We start from the raw sequence: 21367 nt of genomic DNA on the forward strand, positions 1-21367 counted from the left end.
TAAAGTGCGAAGAAAGGGGGAAAGGGTATGAACAAAGTTAAGAAAGGATTGGACAACCAAGCCATTGGTCTTTTGCCATTGCTGTTGTTTATGTTTTTGGACAACTATTTTTCTTATCTCTTGTCTTTCATCATCGGCGTTACCTTTTGTTTTGTATGTATTTTTCTCTATCAGGTCTTGAGTAAAGATAAAGTGTATCAATTCCTGCTGTTGCCTTCGGCAATAACATTGGTCTTGTATTCTGTTTTTCTCTGTCTGAAACTAGAGCCGGTATTGTTCATTTATTCTCCGTTGATTACGGAGGTGTTGTTGGTAGTTGTACTTGCGTTTATCGGTTTTAGCCGGCGCTCGGTACTGAAGAAAATACGAACATCAACGCATCCGACTTATAAGCGGACTTTAATGCGAACAACATTGAATGAATTTTATTTCATTGCTCAGCTCGTTCAGAATATATATACATTGCACCTGTTTGCCATTCTGGTGTACAGTATCCTGCCGGATACGATGCAGAGTGTGCGTACGGAGCGTTTCCTTTACAGGGAGCTGGGGGTATTGATAGGTATACTGGTTATTTTGTATGAACAGATACGCCTGTCGTTGATGCAAGGTAGTTTGCGTAAAGAGATGTGGTTGCCAGTGTTGAATGAAGGAGGAAAGGTGATTGGTTGTATTGCACGTTCGGTGAGCCGTACGTTGCCGAAGAAATACTATCATCCGATCGTCCGGGTAGCTGTTATTCATAACGGCATGCTTTATTTGATGAAAAGGAGTAAAGATGCATTCGTATCTCCAGATACGATCGATTATCCTTTCCATAGTTATGTACTGTTCAGGCATAGTATTGAAAGTACAGTGCGCGAATCCGTCGGTGAACTGGCCGAACAGGAGGATATTACACCTCGTTTCCTGATACGTTATACGTTCGAAAACGAGAAGGTTAAACACTTGGTTTCGCTTTATGTGATCTGTTTGCGTACAGAAGAACAATTGAGCCAGTGTAAAAAGGCAGGCGGAAAGTTATGGACTGCCAAACAAATAGAAGAAAACCTGCAATCGGGTGTATTCAGTGAATACTTTGAGCAGGAGTTCTCTTATCTTCAAAATACGATATTGCTGGCTGAAAGTTTCTGCTGCGGAGAGTAACGAACTACCTATCGGATACCAAGTTCTATTACCTCCAGATCTTTAATATTCTTGCCGTCGATAACGAAACGTACTAATGTGCGAACCTGGTGAAAGCCGCTTTTTCCGGCGGCTCCCGGGTTGATATATAAACAATTAAGATATTTGTCGAAAGCAACTTTCAGAATGTGCGAATGCCCCGCTATGAACAAGTTCGGGCGGGTATCGTACAGTTCTTTGCGAATAGCCGGGTTGTATCGTCCCGGGTAACCGCCTATATGCGTCATCATCACATTTACTTCTTCCACAGTGAAATGAGCGACCTCGGGATACTCCAGCCGGAGTGATTGCCCGTCTATATTACCGTATACCGCCCGTAAAGGTTTCAGGGCTGCCAGACGTGCAGCCAGCCCGTCCGATCCGATATCTCCTGCATGCCATATTTCATCACATTCTGCAAAGTATTCCGCATATTTATCATCCCACCAGGCGTGAGTATCCGAGAGAAGTCCAACTTTAATCATAACAATTTCTTTTATTCTACAAAAGTATCTATATTTACGCATCTAAGAATAGAATACGATGGAGAATTCATATAAATACTTTAAACGCGACATTAGTTGGCTCTCTTTCAACTACCGGGTTTTGCTGGAAGCGGAAGATGATACGCTGCCTGTTTATGAGCGGATTAAATTCTTGTCTATCTATTCTTCCAATCTGGAAGAATTTTACGAAATACGTGTGGCCGAACATCGCGGAGTGATTATGAAAAAGAATTACACCGAAGAAAGCGGTGCTGAAGCCGAAGAAGTGTTGACCGAGATAACCAATGAAGTAAACCGCCAGCAACGTGAATATTACCGGATCTTTTCCGAAAAGATATTGCCTGAACTACACCGGCAGAATATTTACCTGTATCAGGATAGCGACCCCGAACCCTTCCACGAAGAGTTTGTTCATAACTTCTTTAATGAAGAGGTCTTTCCTTTCCTTTCGCCTGTTATGATACAGGCTGGGGATATCCGCACCTTTATCCGCGACCGCCGTTTGTACCTGGTGATCCGTATGGTCAAGAAAAGCAAACGTAAACCGGAGGAGGGACAGGCGCCCGAATATCATTATGCCATGATGAAGATACCCTATGCCAAGGTGCCCCGTTTTATCGAGTTGCCGGAGCATGAAGGAAAGTTCTATATCATGTTTATCGATGATATTATCCGTGCAAATCTGGCAAATATATTCCCCGGATACATTATCGACAGCTGTTACAGCATTAAGATCTCCCGCGATGCCGATATTTATTTGGAGAACGAAAAGGGGAATATCGTGGAAAGTATCCGCAAGAAAGTAAAGAAACGGAAGATCGGCGACCTGAGCCGTTTCATGTACGACCGGGCTATGCCGGACGATTTCCTAGCCTTTATCTGCGATGCGTTCGGTATTACCGGTGACGACCTGGTGGTCGGCGGCCGTTATCTGAATCTGCAAGACCTGGCCAAACTGCCTAACCCGAAAGGGAAAGAGCTGGAGCAGCAGATACCTTCTCCCATGCGTATTCCTTATCTGGATGAGAAAGGCTCCGTGTTCCGTGCGGTGAAGAAGAAAGATATCATGTTGCACTTCCCTTATCAATCGTTCGATTACCTGATCCGTTTCCTGATGGAGGCGGCTTTCGATCCGAAGGTGGATGAGATAAAGATCACCCAATACCGGGTGGCGGAGAATTCGGCAGTGATCAACACGTTGGTCAGTGCGGCGCAGAACGGGAAGAAAGTGACGGTATTCGTGGAACTGAAAGCCCGTTTCGATGAAGAAAACAATATGAGTACCGCCGAGCGGATGGAGCAGGCGGGTATACGTATTATATATAGTATCCCCGGGTTGAAGGTGCATGCCAAAGTAGCCGTTATTATCCGGAAAGACTCGGAGGACGGTAATAAACGCCGTGACTTTGCGTATCTGAGTACCGGCAATTTCAATGAAAAGACCGCCCGCGTCTATTCGGACATGGCGTTGCTGACATGCAATGACGAGATCATAACCGATATAAATAAGGTCTTTGCCGTGTTGGAAGGGAAGTTGACCGAACCGACCTTCCGCCACCTGTTGGTTGCCCGCTTCAATATGGTGCCCGAACTGATCCGTATGATTCATCGTGAGATCGAGCATGTAGAGCAGGGACGCAAGGGACGGATCGTATTGAAGATGAACGGCCTGCACGACCAGAATATGATCAACGAACTCTATCATGCCAGCGAATGTGGCGTGGAGATCGATCTGATCGTTCGCGGTATTTGCTGCTTGGTGCCCGATCAGCCTTACAGTGCCAATATACGGATTACTCGTATTGTGGATATGTTTCTGGAGCATTCCCGTATCTGGTACTTCTATAATGACGGTAAGGAAGACCTTTACCTGACGTCGGCCGACTGGATGCGCCGTAATCTGAACCGCCGTATCGAGACGGCCTTCCCGATACTGGTGCCGGAGATCAAACAGGAAGTCATCGACATCCTCAAGATACAGATGCGCGATAACGTGAAGGCCTGCCAGATCGACGGACAGCTGCATAACAACTTTAAGCGGGATGATTCCCCCGTAAAGGTTCGTTCTCAGTTGGCAATCTATGAGTATTTGAAAAACAAATCGTGAATGAACTGATATGGATAATCCTTCTTCCCTGACCTTTTTCCTTTTCTGCTTTTGCTGGGTAGCCCTGATAGCCGGTGCGGTGCTGGGCTACATTATCGGCATCCGGATGGCACGCAATAAGGAGCGCCACCGGCTGGTAAAGGAAAAGATCAGGAAGAATAAGGTGGCCATTTATCACTACCAGAAGGAAAAGTATGATTATATCGAGCAGATCAATCGTCTCGAAGAAGAACTGCATAACCTGACTTCAGAATCTGAGCTCTACAAGGAACGCGTCGCCGACCTGGAATATTACCAACGGAAAGTTCGTGAGAGCGAACAGATCATCGAACGCCTTTCGTCCGAAACGGCAGATACCCTGCGTCTTCCCCCCGATGCTTTCTCCCTGCTGATGCAACTGAAGAAAGACCCCGTGCGCACCAACCTGACCAAACAGGAATGGACGGAGTTGTTGCATACCACTGACCTTCTCTTTAACAACTTCCTTACGGAGCTGAAGGAGAAATCAGGCATCACCCGGCACGAAGAAGAGATCTGCTGCCTGATTAAATGGAACTTCTCCCGTAAGGATCAAATGGCTGTCTTCAATAATACCACCGACGCTCTGACCAAGTCGAAGAGCCGTCTGAAGAAACGCTTGCAACTGGATGAAAAGACGGATTTGGATCAGTTTATTCGTCTTTATTAATAGATCTGTCCGTGCAGAATGTCCTGCCAAATACGTAAAATACTATTCTTTGAGAAGCTATGGTGTTGGTTTTTATTTGTTTATGTCTGTCCTCGTTTGTCCGGCAGTAATCTTTCTCCCTTTCCCTTTTCTCCCGTACATTTGTCGGAGTAAATAATTAACTCTGATAATACACAAACAAATAATGCTTATGAGAACACAGCATCTAATCACCCTTTTTTTGTTAGGACTTCTTACATTAACCGGTTGCAATACATCCATTGTCGAGAAACGGGCAACGGGACTGCCGTATGAAGTCCTGGTGGTAATGACTAAGGAAGTTAACGACAGTGAGGTCGGCGAGCTGGTAAGAGCCCAGCTGAATACCCCGGTTGCGGGACTTCCCCAGATCGAACCTTCCATGCGTATTACTTACGCTCCGGTCGAAACCTTCAACGGTTTGCTAAGATACGTCCGCAACATTCTCCTTGTAGATATAGATCCGGCAAAATATACAACGGTATCTATGAAAACCAGCAAAGACGAGTGGGCTACCAACCAGGAGGTAATAAAGCTAAATGCCCCTTCAACAGAAGAACTGGTAACTTATCTCCTTTTCCACGATTCCGATATTGTTAATCAGTTTTCCAAAGTAGAAAGAGAACGCCGTGTGGCTATCCTGAAAAAGGATTACAGCCAACTGGCTATGGAAAAAGTAAACGAGAAGTTTGATATCCAGCTCTATGCCCCGAATGATATGACCTATTACAAAGATACGACCGACTTCCTTTGGGTTTCCAACAATGCCAAGACCGGGCGCGTGGACTTGCTGGTTTACTCTTTCCCTTATACGGATGAGAATACATTCACCGAAGATTATCTGGTAGCCAAACGCGACTCCGTTCTGAAAGTGAACCTTCCCGGTGCTTTCCCGGATTCGTACATGGCGACAGAAAGACGTGCCGCACTCTCTTACGAACCGATAACCCTCGATAATCAGTATTGCGGAGTCCTGCGCGGACTGTGGAAGATGGTGGGGGATAAGATGGGTGGCCCGTTCGTCAGCCATGCTTTCCTGGATGAGAGGAGTCAGCGCATTGTCGTGACGGAAGGCCTTGTTTTCGCTCCCGAAACAACGAAACGAAACCTGATACGTAAGATCGAAGCGGCTCTTTATACGGTGAATATCCCTAAACCGCTAGTAGTCCAGGCGTATTGACTATACGAATACTAAGCCGATAGGTCTGCACTATTAAGCTCTTTTCTCCGGACAATTAAGCATCCAAGTCCACACTTTTGCAAAAGTAAGGCTTGCCTTACGTATATGTAATAGTTGCCTTTCTTTTATGTAATGCTCGCTTTGCATTTATGTAAAGTCTGCCTTCCTTTATTCAAAGTAGGGAGGAAAATGCTTAATAGTAAGGAGGAAGATCCTTAGATGTAACGACCTTCATGCTTAGCTCTCGGGATATAAGACCACTTTGTCCGGCAGATAACCGCTGCGGATACGCCATTCCTGGGGATAGAGGTTATTAGCCCGGTTGCCCAGATGCTTGACAAATCCCAGTGGGAAGCCGTTGTAGCAGACCAGTACATAGCCTTTCTTTGTCTCTTCGGGCAAGAGTAAAACCTCTTTTTTCAGGTACTTGACAGCTTCTTCCCAGTTGATTTCAACGGTGGTGAAGGCTTCTCTGTTCAGTGACGTGCTCATTGCCAGCGAATGGGCAGGGAGGATATCTTTCCCTTTTATCTCGCCGATGCGGATTCCGGCTGTGACGATCCGGCACTGGCCTGCAATCAGTTGCCATGCTTCCTGATGGGCTGAGGGGATGGCCTGTATCGTGTCGTTGATCAGTTCGAAGCGGAACTTGCCGGCTTCCTCTATCCAGTCGTTTACCACGGAAGGGAGGACGGGCGCCGCTTTCCCTCTCTCTTTCTTGCTTTTATTCCGGGGACGGATTTCTTCTGTCTCACCCGGTGCTTTACGCAGGGCGGCGAGGAAGAAACCTTCCCCTTTGGTTTTATGGGGGAAGAAGCGGTATACCGGATGGTCGTGGCGGAGTGCACCTGTGATCTGCCATTCTTCTTTCAGGGGGATGGTCAGGGCTTCGGCTCCCAGTTCTTCTGTAATATAATGTATATTGTCCTCGTCTTCTTCCGTATTGTACGTGCAGGTGCTGTAAATAAGCAGGCCACCGGGTTTCAGAGCATCCCATATATCGTGGATGATGCGTCGCTGGCGGGCGGCACAAAGGTTGACGTTGGCCACGCTCCACTCGCCGGTGCTGTCGGTATCTTTGCGGAACATTCCTTCGCCGGAACAGGGCACGTCGGTGACGATCACATCAAACAGATGGGTGAGGCGGCCGATCTCTTCGGGATCATTATTGATTACGATGTTGTTCGGGTTACCCCATTTGGTGATGTTCTCAGCCAGGATATTACTGCGGCTGCGGATCACTTCATTGCTGACCAACAGACTGCCTTCGGGCAAGGTGCTTAACAGATGGGTGGATTTCCCACCCGGTGCGGCACACAGGTCGAGGCATCTGACGGGCTCCGTAACGAAATTGCGGATGGCTTGTTCGAGGAACATCGAAGAGGCTTCCTGCACATAATAAGCTCCGGCATGGAACAGCGGGTCGAAGGTGAACGACAGGCGTTCGGGTAAATAATAACCTGTTTTGCTCCAGCCTACGGGAGATGTCTCCGGAGCTTTCGTCCCTTTTTCTTGGTTGATACGGATACTTACGGGAACATCCGCTTGCAATGCGGCTTCCAGTTTCTCATATTCGTCGCCTAACAAGGCACGGGTGCGTGTGATAAAATCGATAGGAAGTGCCATCTTATTCTGTTTGTTTGGTGCAAAAATACTAACTTTGCAGAAAACTAACAGTATGCAAGCATCGCTTTTCCTTATACCGGTTACTTTGGGGGAGACTGAACATCGTCGGGTTCTTCCTGAATATAATCGTGAGATCATTCTTCAGATTAAACATTTTATTGTAGAAAATATACGTACCGCCCGCCGTTTCCTGAAAAAGACGGAGCCGTCTATCGTGATCGACGACCTGACTTTTTATGAACTGAATAAGCGTACCTCTGTGGAGGATGTGGCGGGTTACCTGGCTCCGTTGGCTAAGGGAGAACACGTAGGTGTTATCTCCGAAGCGGGATGTCCGGCGGTTGCCGATCCGGGGGCGGATGTGGTGGCTATAGCACAGCGGAAGAATTATCCGGTTGTGCCGCTGGTAGGGCCGTCGTCCATACTGATGTCGGTGATGGCTTCCGGCTTCAATGGACAGAGTTTTGCCTTTCATGGCTATCTGCCTATCGATGCGTCGGAACGTACCCATGCGATCAAGAAGCTGGAAGGACGTATCTATGCGGAGAATCAGACGCAGCTTTTTATCGAAACGCCTTACCGCAACAATAAACTGGCTGAGGAGCTGATCCGTACCTGCCGCCCTTCTACCAAGTTATGTATTGCATCGGACATCACCTGCGAAGATGAATATATCCATACCCGTCCGGTAAAGGATTGGGCAGGGAAAGTGCCCGATCTGAGCAAGAAACCGACTATTTTCTTAATCTATAAATAATCTGTTATGGCAACTTATCAGGCACACGAAACAGCAGTTATCGACCCCGGTTGTACAATTGGCGATGATACCCGCATCTGGCATTTCTCCCATATTATGACCGGTTGTACGATTGGTGAACGATGTAACATCGGGCAGAACGTCGTTATATCGCCTGAAGTGGTGCTGGGTAATAACGTAAAGGTGCAGAACAACGTCTCCGTCTATACCGGCGTGACTTGTGAAGAGGATGTTTTCTTGGGGCCTAGCTGTGTATTTACAAATGTGATCAACCCGCGCAGTGCCGTTTGCCGTAAAGACGAATATATGAAAACGCATGTAGGCAAAGGGGCTACGATCGGTGCAAATGCGACGATCGTTTGCGGACATAATATCGGTGCGTATGCCTTGATTGGTGCCGGTGCGGTTGTCACTAAAGAGATTCCGCCTTATGCGCTGGTGGTTGGCAATCCTTCCAAACAGATCGGTTGGGTGAGCGAGTATGGCCATCGGCTGTATTTTAACGGGAATGGCTGTGCGGTTTGCCCGGAAAGCGGGGAGAGGTATCAGTTGAAGGATAATGAGGTTACCCGTATCGGATAAAAATAGAAAAGGCGGAAGTGACTCCGCCTTTGGTATATTTTAGTTAATGTAAGTCGTTATTTCTCATTTAACCATCTTTGGCCACTTGGAGTCATAAGCCAAATAAAGAAAACTGCAGATATAACAATACATGTTATGCATAAATAAAGAAATCCCATAATTTACTCCTTTCCTTTTAAAAATAATAATAAACTCAGGATGACAAAACCTATAATTGCGATTGTTCCTGCTACAAAGATAATCACTTTATCAATATTAAAGTTTAATATGTTCGTTAAAATGATGCCGCCGAATATCAACTTGGTAAGATCGCTAATGTATTTGCTGGCTTCCAGATAAACAGCCTTTTGTGTTTTCTTACTTATTCGGGTGAGAAACTTTAGTTTATCGGGCTTTTTAGGCCTACGGATTGTCGTAGCATTTTTCATAGTTTATAGTTGTTTTGTTAATACTGTGGCAAATATATAAAAAGAAAGGCGGATAGTCAACTATCCGCCTTATAAATATTTCTTAGCAAGCCTTCAAACTCATATCGAGGCTCTTGACCGAGTGGGTCAGTGCTCCGACAGAGATAAAGTCTACGCCGCATTCAGCATAATCGCGTAATGTATCGAAAGTGATACCGCCGGATGATTCGGTTTCGAAGCGTCCGCCAATCATTTCAACAGCCTTCTTTGTGTCTTCGATATTGAAGTTATCCAGCATGATACGGTCGATGCCGCCCACGTTCATGGCCTGTTGCAGTTCGTCGAAGTTGCGAACTTCGATTTCGATTTTCAGGTTCTTGCCTTTTTCTTTCAGGTAGTTCTGTGCACGGGTAATTGCTTGTTCGATACCACCGGCAAAGTCTACGTGATTATCTTTCAGCAGGATCATATCGAACAATCCGATACGGTGATTAACGCCACCACCGATCTTTACGGCATCCTTTTCCATCATACGCATACCCGGAGTTGTTTTACGGGTATCCAGCACACGGGTTTTAGTACCTTCCAGTGCCTTGACATATTTGCGGGTTGTCGTTGCAATGCCGCTCATGCGCTGCATCACGTTCAACATCAGGCGTTCTGTCTGTAATAATGACTGCACTTTACCTTCTACGGTGAAAGCGATGTCGCCTTTCTTAACCTCTGCACCGTCATTGATAAAGATTGTCATTTTCAGTTCCGGGTCGAAGTCGTGGAAGATACGTTTAGCCATTTCAATGCCGGCCAGTACGCCATCTTCTTTAATGATAAGCTGGCTCTTTCCCATGGCTGTATCGGGAATGCAGCATAATGTTGTATGATCGCCGTCGCCAATATCTTCGGCAAACGATAATTTAATTAAGTCGTCGATTAACTGATCCATTTGTTATTCTATTCTGATTGATTGTATGATCGCTTTATCCCCATCGGCACGATAAGTGATGTTTACACGGTATTCGCCTGAAGCTGTCGGAAGTTTTCCAACAAAGAAACCTGCGTCCTTTTTATCCGCGTGATGTACTACTGAAAAGCCTGTGGGTTTATTGCTCCCGAAGAAGGTAGACAGCATCTTTACGGCCTCGCTTCCGTTGCACTTCTTAGATGAGCCGGGTATGGCCATATCTACTTCCTGATCCATTGCTCCTGTTAGTGAAGAGGCATTTCCTCCTTTGAAGGCATTTGATATAGGAGTAATATCGGCCGCCATGACGCTCAAAAATGAGAGTATCAATGCCAATGTAAGTAATAATCGTTTCATAAGCTATCTCCTCTTTTTATGAGTTTTCTGAGGCAAAGGTATGTATTTTTCCTGTAAATTAGCGCCTTCAACACTTAAAATGTAAACGAATGAAAATAGCACTGGTCGTAATAGGCAAAACGGATGCCGGTTATTTTGTAGAGGCAATCAATGAATATAAGAACCGTTTAGTCCATTACATCCCGTTTGAAATGGAAGTGATCCCGGATATAAAGAACGTAAAGAACTTATCGGAAACCCAACAGAAAGAAAAAGAAGGTGAGTTGATATTGAAGACTTTACAGGCTGGAGACTATTTAGTATTATTGGATGAAAAAGGAAAGGATTTTACATCTGTACAGTTTTCTGCCTATATAGAAAAGAAGATGCATACAGTTCCGAAGCGGCTGGTCTTTGTTGTAGGTGGGCCGTACGGATTTAGTGAAGCTGTTTACAAGGCCGCTTCCGAAAAGATCTCATTAAGTAAGATGACTTTCTCGCACCAGATGATCCGCCTGATCTTCGTGGAACAGATTTATCGGGCGATGACCATATTGAATAATGAACCTTATCATCACGAATAAAAGTAATGTGCTAAGGTAAGAAATGTGCCGATATGCCAGTTAAAGAATAGAACTATCATTCTCTTAATTAGCATATCGGCACATTGTATAATTGTCACATTATTACTCTCTTGTCTTCTGTATCAATAAATAATCCAGTAACGTCATTGCAGCCATTGACTCGACAATAGGCACAGCCCGGGGAAGTACGCACGGGTCATGGCGTCCGCGAGCTTTCAAGATGGTATCTTCTCCATCCATATCGATGGTTTCCTGTTCCATCAGAATTGTAGCCACAGATTTGAAGGCAACACGGAAATAGATATCCTGTCCGTTGGAAATTCCTCCCTGGATACCGCCTGAGTTGTTGGTATGTGTATTGATATGTCCGTTGTCATTGAAGAAACGGTCGTTGCGTTCGGAACCACGATACAAGGCAGCATCGAATCCATCGCCGTATTCAAACCCTTTTACTGCATTGATTGTCAGCATGGCATGACCTAAAGCTGCATGTAGTTTACCGAATACCGGTTCTCCCAGACCGACAGGCGTGCCTTTTACCACACAAGTGATCACTCCACCGATCGTATCGCCTTTTGATTTCACTTCGGCAATCAATGTTTCCATTTCGGCAGCCTTAGCCGGATCAGGACATCTTACTGCATTTTCTTCTGTCAGGTTGAGATCATATTCTTTATAACTGCCTTCCAGCTTGATAGGGCCGACCTGGGAAGTGAATGCCTGTATATTGATTCCTTTCTGACGCAATGCCAGTTTTGCAATTGCACCGGCAACGCATCTGGCTATCGTTTCGCGGGCAGAAGAACGTCCACCGCCACGAGGATCGCGGATGCCATACTTCGTCTGGTAAGTATAATCGGCATGTGAAGGGCGGTAAACCGTCTTCATATTGTCGTAATCCGACGAATGCTGGTTCTTGTTCCAGATAATGAATCCGATCGGTGTACCTGTAGTCTTTCCTTCGTAGATACCGGAAAGGAACTGTACTTCATCGTCTTCCTTACGGGGAGTCGTGATTTTTGATTGTCCCGGTTTACGTCGGTTCAATTCTTGCTGGATAAACTCTGTGTCCAGTTCGATGCCAGCCGGACATCCATCGATAACACCTCCGATACCCGGGCCGTGTGATTCGCCGAATGAGGTTAATCTGTATATATTTCCGAATGTATTCATACTTGATAAATGAAAAAGTAGAGAATTAAGAATGAGTCTGGAAATGAAAATGAGGAATGCAGAATCTCTTTTAATTCTTCATTCCCCATTCTGCATCTTTTTTTTATTTATTAGTGGCAGCTACCACATCCGCAACCACCTTCGTGATTGTGGTCACCGCAATCGCTTCCGCAGTCGTCGCATCCGCAACCACATCCGCCAGCCGGAGCTGATAACGCTGCAATTTCTTCTGCTGTCGGTTCATGAACATCGATAACCTCACCGCTGAAGTGTAAAGTCTCACCAGCCAACGGGTGATTGAAGTCCATAACAACCACATCGTCTTTAACTTCAAGGATAGAACCGTTCAGACGGTTACCGTTCGAGTCCATCATAGGAACTGTGTTACCTTCTTTGATCACTTCCGAGTCGAATTTACCTTCAACTTCAAAAATGTTTTTCGGCAGATCCAATACATGATCTTCCACATATTCTCCGTATGCGTCGGCAGGAGCGATAGAGAAGTCGAATTTGTCACCTACTTCGAGACCTTTCAAAGCATCTTCGAAAGCAGGAAGCATGGCGCCTGTTCCAAAGATGAATTTTAAGGGAGCTTCTGTCACTGCTTTTTCCATCAACTCGCGCTCTTCACCTTCTCCTACGTTCAGGTCGTATGTAACCGCAACGAACTTATTTGCTGTAATTTTCATTTTTAATTGTATTTGTAATAAATAAAACGAGACAAATTTACGTATAATTTCCGAGTTAATCAGGTTATTCTTTTAAAAATAAAGATATGTAATGTTTTAATCTATAATATACTTATCTTTGTCGGCTGAAACAAAAATCTACAAATTATATATTTTAGCAGTGAGTAGATAGTGTTTATCGATAGGTTAATAAAGTAGTAGTTACACATGTGGTTTTCTAAATTGAGGGACTTTTTCTTTCCTTGTTGTATGGATAACAGAAGGTTAGTAAGTCTGTTTTTTTCCTGTTTGATCCTGAAGTTTATGTGGTTTAATTTGCTCTGGTGCATGTTATCCACGTTTACTCCGTTTTCAAAGATAGAGACCTATCTGGATACTCTGCTGGTAGCCTTGTTCTTATTATTGCCGTTGGTCTGTTTCCGGGCGGTAAAGGTTACTTTGGTTATCTTCGTGTTGATGGACTGTTTGTTTGTCTCCAACCTGATGTATTTCCGTACTTATTTTACGGCAATTCCATTGGATAGCTATTCGTTGGCAGCCAACCTGACTGAATTTTCAGGAAGTGTGTTTGACTCACTACGGATAGTAGATACTTTATTTCCGCTCTCGACTTTGGTGGTCGGTCTCTTATGGTGGTTCAACTACCGGAAAGGAACAGATATTAAAACAGTTCAAGGGGGTAAAATGCCTTTAGCCTTTGTCCGGTATATTTGTCTGATATTACTTGTTTCTTTGTTTCCTGCGATCCGGCTTTGGAGCCAGAATGGTTTTAAAACAGCCTACGAGAAATTACAGGATGCCTATCTTCATACATGCAATATCCCGATGTATACGATATTCGGTTCTCTTTATTATGACTATTCATGTAGTAATATCACATACAGTCCGGAAATAAAGGATCGCATTGACTCCTGGTTAACCAGGAGAACGGATTGGAAATCCGTTCTCCCAAAGACTTATTCAAGGGATAATTGTATTATTATTTTAGCTGAATCTCTGGAAAGTTGGGTACTCGAAAAGACAGTCGAAGGGCAGGAGATAACGCCGAATCTGAACCGGATAATAGGGGATTCATCCGTAATCTATGCTCCTCATGTATTATCGCAGGTAAAAGGCGGCCGTTCTATCGATGCGCAATTATTGGTAAATACAGGTCTTTTACCTATAAACTCCGGGCCTTATAGTATAAAATTCCCGGACTCATATTATCCTTCACTGGCAAAAGCGTTTAAAGAAAAGTATAAAGATTCTGAAACGTATAGTCTGACTATTGATAAACCGATGGTATGGAATCAGTGTGTAATAACACCGGCTATGGGTTATGATAGCTTGGTTTCAAAGAAATGTTTTATAAAAGAGGAGCCTGTCGGATCGCGTGGACAAGTGGGCGATCGTGCCTTTCTGCGTCAGTGTTTGAAGAAGATTCGGAATAATGAAGTCTGGAATGAATCGGGAAATACATTTCTGCAATGCGTAACTTATTCGGGGCATAACCCTTTCCTCTTACCTGATTCATTGAAAAAGGTATTCTTTTCTCCCGAAGTACCCGAAGTGCTTAATAACTATATGACGATGGCCAATTATACAGACCGGGCTCTCGGTGAGTTCATTGCGCAACTCCGGGCTGATAAACGTTTTGAAAATACGTTGATCATGATCATGGGAGACCATGAAGCGTTAGGCACAGTAAGAAAAGAACTCTGCGATGATCCGGTAGGGAAGCAGATCGTTTCAGATAAGTCATTTGTTCCTTTGATCATACTAAATGCACCTTTCAATTTATATTATGGAAAGGTGATGGGGCAGGTGGATGTATATCCGACTTTATTGGATTTATTAGGCCTGAATGATTATTGGTGGCGAGGAATGGGAGAAAGCATATTAGATCCTCATAGACCGGGTTTTGAAGTGGATCCCCAGTTGAATGTTCTGGGAGATACGGCGGGAGTTTCTAAAGAGGATATTTATATGGCTAAGAAAGCTTGGGAGATATCAGATATGATTATCCGGTACGATTATCTGGGACATCGGTATGATCAGAATAAAAGGACTGATATAGTTGCTGTTAAGTAATAAAAAAGCCGATTCTGGAGAGAACCGGCTTATAGGGGTTTATTTTTTGTCGATTGCTTTTTTCAATGCGTTCAATGCTGTATCCAGAATGGAACGTGGGCAACCAATATTCAGTCGCATATAACCTTCTCCGCCAGGTCCGAACATACTTCCATCATTCAACAATAAGCCGGCTTTCTCCTGAAATAGTTTAACCAGTTCTTCCTGGCTTAACTTCAAATCGCGGCAATCCAGCCAGACCAGGAAGGAGGCTTGTGGAGGATATACTTTGATCTTCGGCAGTTTTGTTTTGAAGAATTCGTCTACGAAACGGACATTCTCCATTATATACATTCGCATTTGTTGTAACCATTCGGCTCCGTATGTATAAGCTGCTTCGGTTGCCGTATAAGCAAAGATCGTACCGTCACCCAGTTCTCCGGCTTCCAGGAATTCGTAAAATTCTTTTCTTATCCTTTCGTTAGGAACGATAGAGTAGGAAGTTACGATGCCCGCAATATTAAATGTCTTGCTTGGCGCCATGAAAGTAATATTGCAATTGGCGGCAGCTTCCGAAACGGTGGCAAACGGATGATGGGTGAATTGCGGGTAAGCCATCTCTGCATGTATCTCATCTGAAACGACCAGGATATTATGCTTTGCACAGATTTCAGCGAGTTTGATCAGTGTATCTTTTTTCCATACAATTCCGCCCGGGTTATGAGGATTACAAAGGATCAGGACTTTACATTGCTCGTCGATCACGGATTCGAGTTGGTCGAAGTCCATTTCATAAATACCATCAACCAATTTCAACGGATTATTGACCACTTCACGTTTCATGCTTTCCGGCACGATACGGAAGGGATGATATACAGGAGGTTGTATGATCACTTTATCTCCCGGCTTGGTGAAACACTGGATTACGAAGCCAATTCCTTTCACAATACCCGGAATATAGCTAAGCCATTCCCGTTTGATCTTCCACTTTTGTTTGTAGTCTACCCATTCGATAATACTTTGATAGTAAGAGTCAGAACCGAAAGTATAACCGAATATTTCGTGCTCACAGCGTTTTTTTATTGCATTGACAATAAAGTCAGGTGTACGGAAATCCATATCGGCAACCCATAGAGGAGTAAGATTCTCATTGCCGTACCGCTCTTTGATCGCATCATATTTGACGCAATTGGTTCCGCGGCGTTCGATTACTTCGTCAAAGTTGTATTGTTTCATTTTATCTTAGTTCAGTCAGTTTTTCTTAGTTTGTCGATTGATCGGGGTCAAAGATACAAATTATTTTATCTGATTCTTTTTATTTTGATATTTCTGATATTTTTCGCTACTTCGCACTAGTTATGGAATTACCAGAGGAGCAACATATCTTAAAGGAGATCGCAAAAGGGGATATAAAAGCTTTCGAACAGCTTTTTTTCTGCTACCAACCTAGGTTGGTATATTTCCTTATTGGCCTGACGCACGATAAGGAAGTCAGTCGCGATATCGCTCAGGATTTGTTCCTTACCTTATGGAAAGACCGGGGAAAACTGAAAGACGTTCGTTCTTTTTCTTCCTATCTATTTCAAATGGCACGTTTTACCGTCTACGATTATTTCGACCGTCTTGCCGTCTCGGAAAAGTATACGAATGAGTTTTTGTTGGAAGCTTCCGTCTCCCAATCGGAAGAAGAGGCGCTGTTTGCGCGTGAGTTGCAAAGTATTATCAGCCGTACGGTTGAACAAATGTCTCCCCAGCGGAAATTGATTTACCAAATGAGCCGTGAACAAGGTCTGTCTAATGATGAGATTGCCACCCGCCTGAATATCAGTAAACGAACTGTAGAAAACCATCTGACGGCAGCATTAGCCATTCTTCGGAAGGTACTTTATCTTTTCTTCCTCGTTTGTATAGAATAAAAGTCTTTATATCCGATAAAAGTTTCACTATGGAGAAACAACTGTTTCACTTAGAAGAAACAAGTGTTTCACTTTGGTGGAACAAATGTTTCAACTAAAGGAAATGATTGAAACTTTCAGAAAAAAATATTTTGGTTGTGTGTATCCGTCCGGTTAACCTACATCCTTATAAAGACGGATATTTTATGGAAGAAAACAACAATACAAAACAATTGATGCGACTGTACTTCGGAAAACACTTTTCCCGGTATGGACGTATCTTGTTTGGACGTTGGTTGAAGGCGGACGATGGAAAAATAGAAAAGGAGGAAATGCTACAGGATTTATGGGAGAAGTCGCAGCCGGAAGTGACCGCTTCGACTCATAGCGACTGGGAAATCCTGCAAAGGCATCTTTCCGTCGCTCCTGTCCGGGAACGTTCGGTGCCATTGTATCGTCAATGGTTAAAGTATGCTGCCGTTATTGCTTTACTGATTATGACCGCCGGAATAACCTATTGGACAACCGATAATTTTAAACCGGCCCGTCATGTGGAAATGGCACAGATATTTGTCCCTTACGGAGAAAGTGAGCAGGTGGTATTGCCTGACGGTTCGAAGGTGTGGGTGGATGCCGGTACGCTGTTGGTTTATCCGAAAGATTTTACCGATACCGATACACGAACGGTTTACCTGACCGGGCAAGCATCCTTCTCTGTCCGTAAGAATCCGGAGCAACCGTTTATTGTAAAGACGACTTACCTCGATGTCCAGGCTTTGGGTACAGTTTTTACTGTGGAAGCTTATCCGAGCGATTCATGTTCCATGGCTACATTGGAAGAGGGAAGTGTGCTGGTGTCCGTAAGGGATGAGAACATTCAACCAACCATATTAAAGCTGGATCAGCAATTAGTCTATTCACATTCGGAACATACAGTAATGGTTCATTCTATCGATGCTTCCTTATATAATATGGAAAGAAACGGTTATCTGATATTTGAAAATACATCATTCAATCGTTTAATGGCTTCTTTGGAACGTAAGTTCAATGTGACGATCCATTATAATTCTCAGAAGTTTGCAGAGGAATATTATAATGTGAAATTCTCACCGGATGAAAAGCTGGAAGATGTGCTGAATATATTGCAACAATTGGTTGGTATACATTATAAAATAAAAGGGAATGTGGTATTTATAAACTAAAATATAGGAGAGAACAGGTATGAACAAAAGAAAACCGGAAAGACAGAAAGTGCGAAAATCCCTCTTTCCGGAATTCGAAATCGATCATTGAACATCTTTGGATTGACGAGTAAATCGTCAGATTTTATTAATATTCAATTTTCAAACATACAAATATATGAAATTAACTAATCTAATACCTATAAATAATAGAAAAAGTATATCCAAATTGTTGCTGGTAATGGCTCTATCTGCTTGTAGCATATTTTCTTATGCACAACAACAACGAGTAAGTCTTACAGGGAATAACGTTACATTGAAGACTGCTTTCAAGCAGATCGAACAGCAAACAAAATTATTTGTGGATTATAATGTCCATGAAGTAAATGATTCTCGTGTCATAACCAAGTTGCCTAAAAATAATAACGTGAAAACAGTTTTAGAACAATTACTGGAAGGTTCTGGCTGTTCAATAACATTTACTAACGGGCATATTATCATTAAAAAACAAACCAAGGCATCTTCTTCAACAAAGAAAGTGTCTGGTGTTGTGAAAGATGATAAAGGCGAGACTATTATTGGTGCGAACGTTGTTGTGAAAGGTACTACAAACGGTACGATTACAGATATGGACGGGCAATTTAACTTTGAAGTTCCAGATGATGCTGTATTGCTTATTTCCTATATCGGCTATGCTCCTCGTGAAATGACTGTAAATGGTAATAATACTTTTACTGTAGTATTGAAAGAGGATACTGAATTATTGGAAGAAGTTGTTGTGGTAGGATATGGAACTGTAAAGAAGGGAAACTTGACAACAGCAGTCACTTCTGTTAAGTCTGAAACATTACAGAATCGTCCAATACAAACAGTGACGGATGCTCTTCAGGGCGAAGTGGCGGGTTTAAGTATTACAAGTTCCGGACGACCTGGTGAGGCTTCAAAGATGCAGTTACGTGGTGCAACTTCATTGAATGATGGTGGAACTCCTTTAGTTCTTATCGATGGTGTTCCCGGTGAGTTTAATTATCTGAATGTGGACGACATTGATAATGTGACAGTGTTGAAAGATGCCGCTTCTGCAGCAATCTACGGATCTCGTGCTGCGCATGGCGTAATATTGGTTACGACGAAACGTGGTAAAACGGGAAAACCGACATTCAGATATAGTGGTTATGTGGGAATAAATACTCCGACCGATATGCCTGAAACCCTCAGTTCAGCAGAGTATGCAGCTGTTCTTAATGAGGCTTATCGGAATATAGACAAATCGGATGTTTATTTACCTGACGACATAGCCAAATTTGCCAGTGGTGAGGATTTAAATCGTTTCCCTAGTACAGATTGGCTTGATTTAATGTTTCAGAATAGTATTTCTACACGGCATTCTATTGCTGCATCGGGTGGAAATGAAACCGTGAAATATCATTTGAGTGGAGGAGTGGATCATCAAACAGGAGTTATTCCGGAGATAACGCAGAATGTCTTTAATGTACGTTCCAATGTAGATGTTGCTATTACAAAACGCTTTGGAATTTCTTTTGATTTTCGTTATATCCAGCGTAAGAAAGATGAAGTTCTGGGATTTGATGACATTATTAAGGATGTATATAAGATGAATCCAACCCAGGTCGCTTATTACACTGATGGTACATATGGATATAATTCAAGTCTGATTATTAATCCAATAGCTTATCTGAAAGAACGTGGTCATGGATATAAAGATAAACATGATGCCAGTGGTGTGTTCAAGTTGGATTATGAAATATTGGATGGATTGAAATTCACTGGTATAGCGAATGTGAATTATGTATTCGATAATGTATCTTCCCGTAGCAGAAAAATATCTTTTACGGATTATTTTACTCAGAAGACTTATGAAAATGGTGTAAACTCATTAAAAGAGGAACGGGATTTTCTGCAATATTATAATTTACAAGCATTATTGAATTATAAGAAAAAGATAAAAGACCATAATTTTGATTTGTTAGCTGGCTTCCAGTCGGAAAGTGAGAGTAAAAATAATGTGGATGCATTTCGTGATGGGTATCCGACAGATCTGATTTATGTTTTGGATGCGGGTTCAAAAGACGCATGGAGTAATGAGGGAACAGCAGAACATTGGAGTATAGCATCGGTTATAGGCCGATTGAATTATGATTATGCCGGAAAATATTTGTTGTCTGCCAGTTTCCGTTCTGATGGCTCGTCTAATTTTGCCAAAGGTCACAGATGGTCTACTTTCCCTACTGTTTCTGCCGCCTGGCGTGTGACAGGAGAATCGTTTATGAAGAGAACAGCGAATGTGTTGGATGATTTGAAAATACGTGCATCATGGGGAATGGCTGGTGCATCTTCCGGATTGGTGGATGCTAAAACAAAAATGAGTCTGTATCCTAGTTATACGACTATCTCGATGGGAAATGTTGTTTTAAATAATATTTATGGGCAAAGTGCTTATCTTAAGTCTTTGGGAAATGCCGATTTGGGTTGGGAAAAAACATATATGTTTGATATAGGATTGGATGCTCAATTGTTAGGAAATCGTTTAAGTATTGTTGCAGACTATTATTCTAAAGAAACCCGTGCTATTCTAATAGAAATGCCTGTTCCTATGGAATACGGCTTAGGTAAGCCTAAAATGAACATAGGTAAAGTTGGTAATCGGGGTTGGGAATTAGAAGTCGGTTGGACGGATCAGATAAAAGATTTCAGATATAGTGTCCGTGCTAATATCTCGGATAACCGAAATGAAGTAAAAGATATCGGTGATTCGAATGCCTGGATTAGTGAGAATAAATATACTAATGTTGGTTATCCGATAAATTCAATTTATGGTTATGAGTCGATGGGATTGTTTCAATCTGAAGAAGAAATAGCAGAAGCTCCATTCCAGAATGTTAAAAATAAGCCCGGAGATGTTCGCTATGTAGACCAAAATAATGATAAAAAGATTGATGGAAATGATCGGGTTGTTATTGGCGATCCTAGTCCGCATTATCTGTTTGGCTTACGTTTGAGCGGTGAATACAAAGGTTTTGACTTATCAATGTTTTTCCAGGGCATTGGGCAAAAAGACTATATCATGACTGGCCCTGGAGTACGTCCTTTTAATGATAGTCCTTTAATGAAACAACATATGGATTATTGGTCTGAGACGAATAGGGATGCTGCCTACCCAAGAGTACAACCGAATGCGGAAGGTAGTTTTAATTATGAATGTTCTGATTTTTGGAAAATCAATGGAGGATATCTTCGCATGAAGAACTTACAGTTGGGATATAAACTTCCACAAACAGCATTATCCGCAATTGGATTGAAGTATATGCGTGTCTTTTTCTCAGCTACAAATCTATTTACGATAGATAATTTTGTGCCGGGTTATGATCCTGAAACGGAAAATGCTTTTACATATCCATTGGCAAAAACTTATTCTTTCGGTCTGAATGTTGAATTTTAAA

The 21367-nt window shown here is 43.1% G+C and carries 19 protein-coding genes; 11 read left to right on the plus strand and 8 right to left on the minus strand.

Annotated features, from left to right (window positions below):
- Positions 1 to 27 precede the first annotated feature (27 nt).
- Positions 28 to 1146, plus strand: coding sequence for an NUDIX hydrolase (locus tag HMPREF1212_RS03035; RefSeq protein WP_046148386.1), 1119 nt, complete (start codon positions 28 to 30; stop codon positions 1144 to 1146).
- Positions 1147 to 1154: 8 nt separating this feature from the next.
- Here HMPREF1212_RS03035 and HMPREF1212_RS03040 read toward each other — a convergent pair whose 3' ends face one another.
- Positions 1155 to 1649: a metallophosphoesterase family protein gene (locus HMPREF1212_RS03040; protein WP_028728513.1), complete on the minus strand. Its 495-nt coding sequence runs from the start codon at positions 1647 to 1649 to the stop codon at positions 1155 to 1157.
- Between the two features lie 58 nt (positions 1650 to 1707).
- On the opposite strand from HMPREF1212_RS03040, the gene HMPREF1212_RS03045 reads away from it, so the two are divergent.
- The 3 genes from HMPREF1212_RS03045 (at position 1708) to HMPREF1212_RS03055 (ending at position 5663) form a co-directional block, all read left to right on the plus strand.
- Positions 1708 to 3777, plus strand: coding sequence for an RNA degradosome polyphosphate kinase (locus HMPREF1212_RS03045; protein WP_046148387.1), 2070 nt, complete (start codon positions 1708 to 1710; stop codon positions 3775 to 3777).
- A gap of 10 nt (positions 3778 to 3787) precedes the next feature.
- Entirely contained in the window at positions 3788 to 4465 is a 678-nt protein-coding gene (locus HMPREF1212_RS03050; protein ID WP_028728515.1) for a hypothetical protein, read from the plus strand.
- A gap of 190 nt (positions 4466 to 4655) precedes the next feature.
- Entirely contained in the window at positions 4656 to 5663 is a 1008-nt protein-coding gene (locus HMPREF1212_RS03055; RefSeq protein ID WP_046148388.1) for a DUF4837 family protein, read from the plus strand.
- A gap of 237 nt (positions 5664 to 5900) precedes the next feature.
- On the opposite strand, the gene HMPREF1212_RS03060 is transcribed toward HMPREF1212_RS03055, so the two are convergent.
- Positions 5901 to 7289 (minus strand): methyltransferase RsmF C-terminal domain-like protein, encoded by a 1389-nt coding sequence (locus HMPREF1212_RS03060; RefSeq protein WP_046148389.1) that lies wholly within the window; start codon positions 7287 to 7289, stop codon positions 5901 to 5903.
- A 52-nt stretch (positions 7290 to 7341) separates the two neighbouring features.
- Between HMPREF1212_RS03060 and HMPREF1212_RS03065 the strand changes: the two genes are divergently transcribed.
- Together HMPREF1212_RS03065 and HMPREF1212_RS03070 are read left to right on the plus strand one after the other, a co-directional pair.
- Positions 7342 to 8046: an SAM-dependent methyltransferase gene (locus HMPREF1212_RS03065; RefSeq protein WP_046148390.1), complete on the plus strand. Its 705-nt coding sequence runs from the start codon at positions 7342 to 7344 to the stop codon at positions 8044 to 8046.
- A 6-nt stretch (positions 8047 to 8052) separates the two neighbouring features.
- Complete coding sequence (locus HMPREF1212_RS03070; RefSeq protein ID WP_046148391.1) at positions 8053 to 8628, plus strand: acyltransferase; 576 nt, start codon at positions 8053 to 8055, stop codon at positions 8626 to 8628.
- Between the two features lie 161 nt (positions 8629 to 8789).
- Here the strand turns inward: HMPREF1212_RS03070 and HMPREF1212_RS03075 are convergent, their stop codons facing one another.
- From HMPREF1212_RS03075 to HMPREF1212_RS26850, 3 genes are all read right to left on the minus strand, one after another.
- A complete protein-coding gene (locus HMPREF1212_RS03075; protein ID WP_052724903.1) occupies positions 8790 to 9056 on the minus strand; it encodes a DUF6722 family protein in 267 nt (88 codons plus the stop codon).
- A gap of 82 nt (positions 9057 to 9138) precedes the next feature.
- Positions 9139 to 9978 carry a carboxylating nicotinate-nucleotide diphosphorylase gene (gene nadC / locus HMPREF1212_RS03080; protein ID WP_046148392.1) on the minus strand — a complete coding sequence of 280 codons (840 nt, stop codon included), beginning with the start codon at positions 9976 to 9978 and terminating at the stop codon, positions 9139 to 9141.
- Positions 9979 to 9981: 3 nt separating this feature from the next.
- Positions 9982 to 10353: a DUF4783 domain-containing protein gene (locus HMPREF1212_RS26850; protein WP_028728717.1), complete on the minus strand. Its 372-nt coding sequence runs from the start codon at positions 10351 to 10353 to the stop codon at positions 9982 to 9984.
- 89 nt (positions 10354 to 10442) lie between these two features.
- Here HMPREF1212_RS26850 and rlmH point away from each other — a divergent pair, with 89 nt between their 5' ends.
- Positions 10443 to 10916: a 23S rRNA (pseudouridine(1915)-N(3))-methyltransferase RlmH gene (gene rlmH / locus HMPREF1212_RS03090; RefSeq protein WP_046148393.1), complete on the plus strand. Its 474-nt coding sequence runs from the start codon at positions 10443 to 10445 to the stop codon at positions 10914 to 10916.
- Between the two features lie 102 nt (positions 10917 to 11018).
- Here rlmH and aroC read toward each other — a convergent pair whose 3' ends face one another.
- Complete coding sequence (aroC, locus tag HMPREF1212_RS03095; RefSeq protein WP_046148394.1) at positions 11019 to 12089, minus strand: chorismate synthase; 1071 nt, start codon at positions 12087 to 12089, stop codon at positions 11019 to 11021.
- Positions 12090 to 12199: 110 nt separating this feature from the next.
- On the minus strand, positions 12200 to 12778 hold the full coding sequence (locus HMPREF1212_RS03100) for an FKBP-type peptidyl-prolyl cis-trans isomerase (RefSeq protein ID WP_028728714.1): 579 nt from the start codon (positions 12776 to 12778) through the stop codon (positions 12200 to 12202).
- A 303-nt stretch (positions 12779 to 13081) separates the two neighbouring features.
- Between HMPREF1212_RS03100 and HMPREF1212_RS03105 the strand changes: the two genes are divergently transcribed.
- Positions 13082 to 14851 (plus strand): LTA synthase family protein, encoded by a 1770-nt coding sequence (locus HMPREF1212_RS03105; RefSeq protein ID WP_232430039.1) that lies wholly within the window; start codon positions 13082 to 13084, stop codon positions 14849 to 14851.
- Between the two features lie 39 nt (positions 14852 to 14890).
- On the opposite strand, the gene HMPREF1212_RS03110 is transcribed toward HMPREF1212_RS03105, so the two are convergent.
- Complete coding sequence (locus HMPREF1212_RS03110) at positions 14891 to 16066, minus strand: MalY/PatB family protein (protein WP_046148396.1); 1176 nt, start codon at positions 16064 to 16066, stop codon at positions 14891 to 14893.
- 122 nt (positions 16067 to 16188) lie between these two features.
- Here HMPREF1212_RS03110 and HMPREF1212_RS03115 point away from each other — a divergent pair, with 122 nt between their 5' ends.
- The 3 genes from HMPREF1212_RS03115 to HMPREF1212_RS03125 all read left to right on the plus strand — a co-directional run bounded on the left by HMPREF1212_RS03115 (position 16189) and on the right by HMPREF1212_RS03125 (position 21366).
- Complete coding sequence (locus HMPREF1212_RS03115; protein WP_046148397.1) at positions 16189 to 16746, plus strand: RNA polymerase sigma-70 factor; 558 nt, start codon at positions 16189 to 16191, stop codon at positions 16744 to 16746.
- 185 nt (positions 16747 to 16931) lie between these two features.
- Positions 16932 to 17927 carry a FecR family protein gene (locus HMPREF1212_RS03120; protein WP_046150209.1) on the plus strand — a complete coding sequence of 332 codons (996 nt, stop codon included), beginning with the start codon at positions 16932 to 16934 and terminating at the stop codon, positions 17925 to 17927.
- 157 nt (positions 17928 to 18084) lie between these two features.
- Positions 18085 to 21366, plus strand: coding sequence for a SusC/RagA family TonB-linked outer membrane protein (locus tag HMPREF1212_RS03125; protein WP_046148398.1), 3282 nt, complete (start codon positions 18085 to 18087; stop codon positions 21364 to 21366).
- The last annotated feature ends 1 nt before the right edge of the window (position 21367 follow it).

Source organism: Parabacteroides sp. HGS0025, from assembly GCF_000969845.1.
Taxonomy (GTDB): Bacteria; Bacteroidota; Bacteroidia; order Bacteroidales; family Tannerellaceae; genus Parabacteroides; species Parabacteroides gordonii.

Coding starts and splice junctions, on each gene's coding strand:
- HMPREF1212_RS03115 (WP_046148397.1), top strand. CDS start 16,189: ATGGAATTACCAGAGGAGCAACATATCTTAAAGGAGATCGCAAAAGGG.
- HMPREF1212_RS03100 (WP_028728714.1), bottom strand. CDS start 12,778: ATGAAAATTACAGCAAATAAGTTCGTTGCGGTTACATACGACCTGAAC.
- aroC (WP_046148394.1), bottom strand. CDS start 12,089: ATGAATACATTCGGAAATATATACAGATTAACCTCATTCGGCGAATCA.
- HMPREF1212_RS03045 (WP_046148387.1), top strand. CDS start 1,708: ATGGAGAATTCATATAAATACTTTAAACGCGACATTAGTTGGCTCTCT.
- HMPREF1212_RS03065 (WP_046148390.1), top strand. CDS start 7,342: ATGCAAGCATCGCTTTTCCTTATACCGGTTACTTTGGGGGAGACTGAA.
- HMPREF1212_RS03060 (WP_046148389.1), bottom strand. CDS start 7,289: ATGGCACTTCCTATCGATTTTATCACACGCACCCGTGCCTTGTTAGGC.
- HMPREF1212_RS03035 (WP_046148386.1), top strand. CDS start 28: ATGAACAAAGTTAAGAAAGGATTGGACAACCAAGCCATTGGTCTTTTG.
- HMPREF1212_RS03075 (WP_052724903.1), bottom strand. CDS start 9,056: ATGAAAAATGCTACGACAATCCGTAGGCCTAAAAAGCCCGATAAACTA.
- HMPREF1212_RS26850 (WP_028728717.1), bottom strand. CDS start 10,353: ATGAAACGATTATTACTTACATTGGCATTGATACTCTCATTTTTGAGC.
- HMPREF1212_RS03055 (WP_046148388.1), top strand. CDS start 4,656: ATGAGAACACAGCATCTAATCACCCTTTTTTTGTTAGGACTTCTTACA.
- HMPREF1212_RS03105 (WP_232430039.1), top strand. CDS start 13,082: ATGTGGTTTAATTTGCTCTGGTGCATGTTATCCACGTTTACTCCGTTT.
- HMPREF1212_RS03120 (WP_046150209.1), top strand. CDS start 16,932: ATGGAAGAAAACAACAATACAAAACAATTGATGCGACTGTACTTCGGA.
- HMPREF1212_RS03125 (WP_046148398.1), top strand. CDS start 18,085: ATGAAATTAACTAATCTAATACCTATAAATAATAGAAAAAGTATATCC.
- HMPREF1212_RS03050 (WP_028728515.1), top strand. CDS start 3,788: ATGGATAATCCTTCTTCCCTGACCTTTTTCCTTTTCTGCTTTTGCTGG.
- HMPREF1212_RS03070 (WP_046148391.1), top strand. CDS start 8,053: ATGGCAACTTATCAGGCACACGAAACAGCAGTTATCGACCCCGGTTGT.
- nadC (WP_046148392.1), bottom strand. CDS start 9,978: ATGGATCAGTTAATCGACGACTTAATTAAATTATCGTTTGCCGAAGAT.
- HMPREF1212_RS03110 (WP_046148396.1), bottom strand. CDS start 16,066: ATGAAACAATACAACTTTGACGAAGTAATCGAACGCCGCGGAACCAAT.
- rlmH (WP_046148393.1), top strand. CDS start 10,443: ATGAAAATAGCACTGGTCGTAATAGGCAAAACGGATGCCGGTTATTTT.
- HMPREF1212_RS03040 (WP_028728513.1), bottom strand. CDS start 1,649: ATGATTAAAGTTGGACTTCTCTCGGATACTCACGCCTGGTGGGATGAT.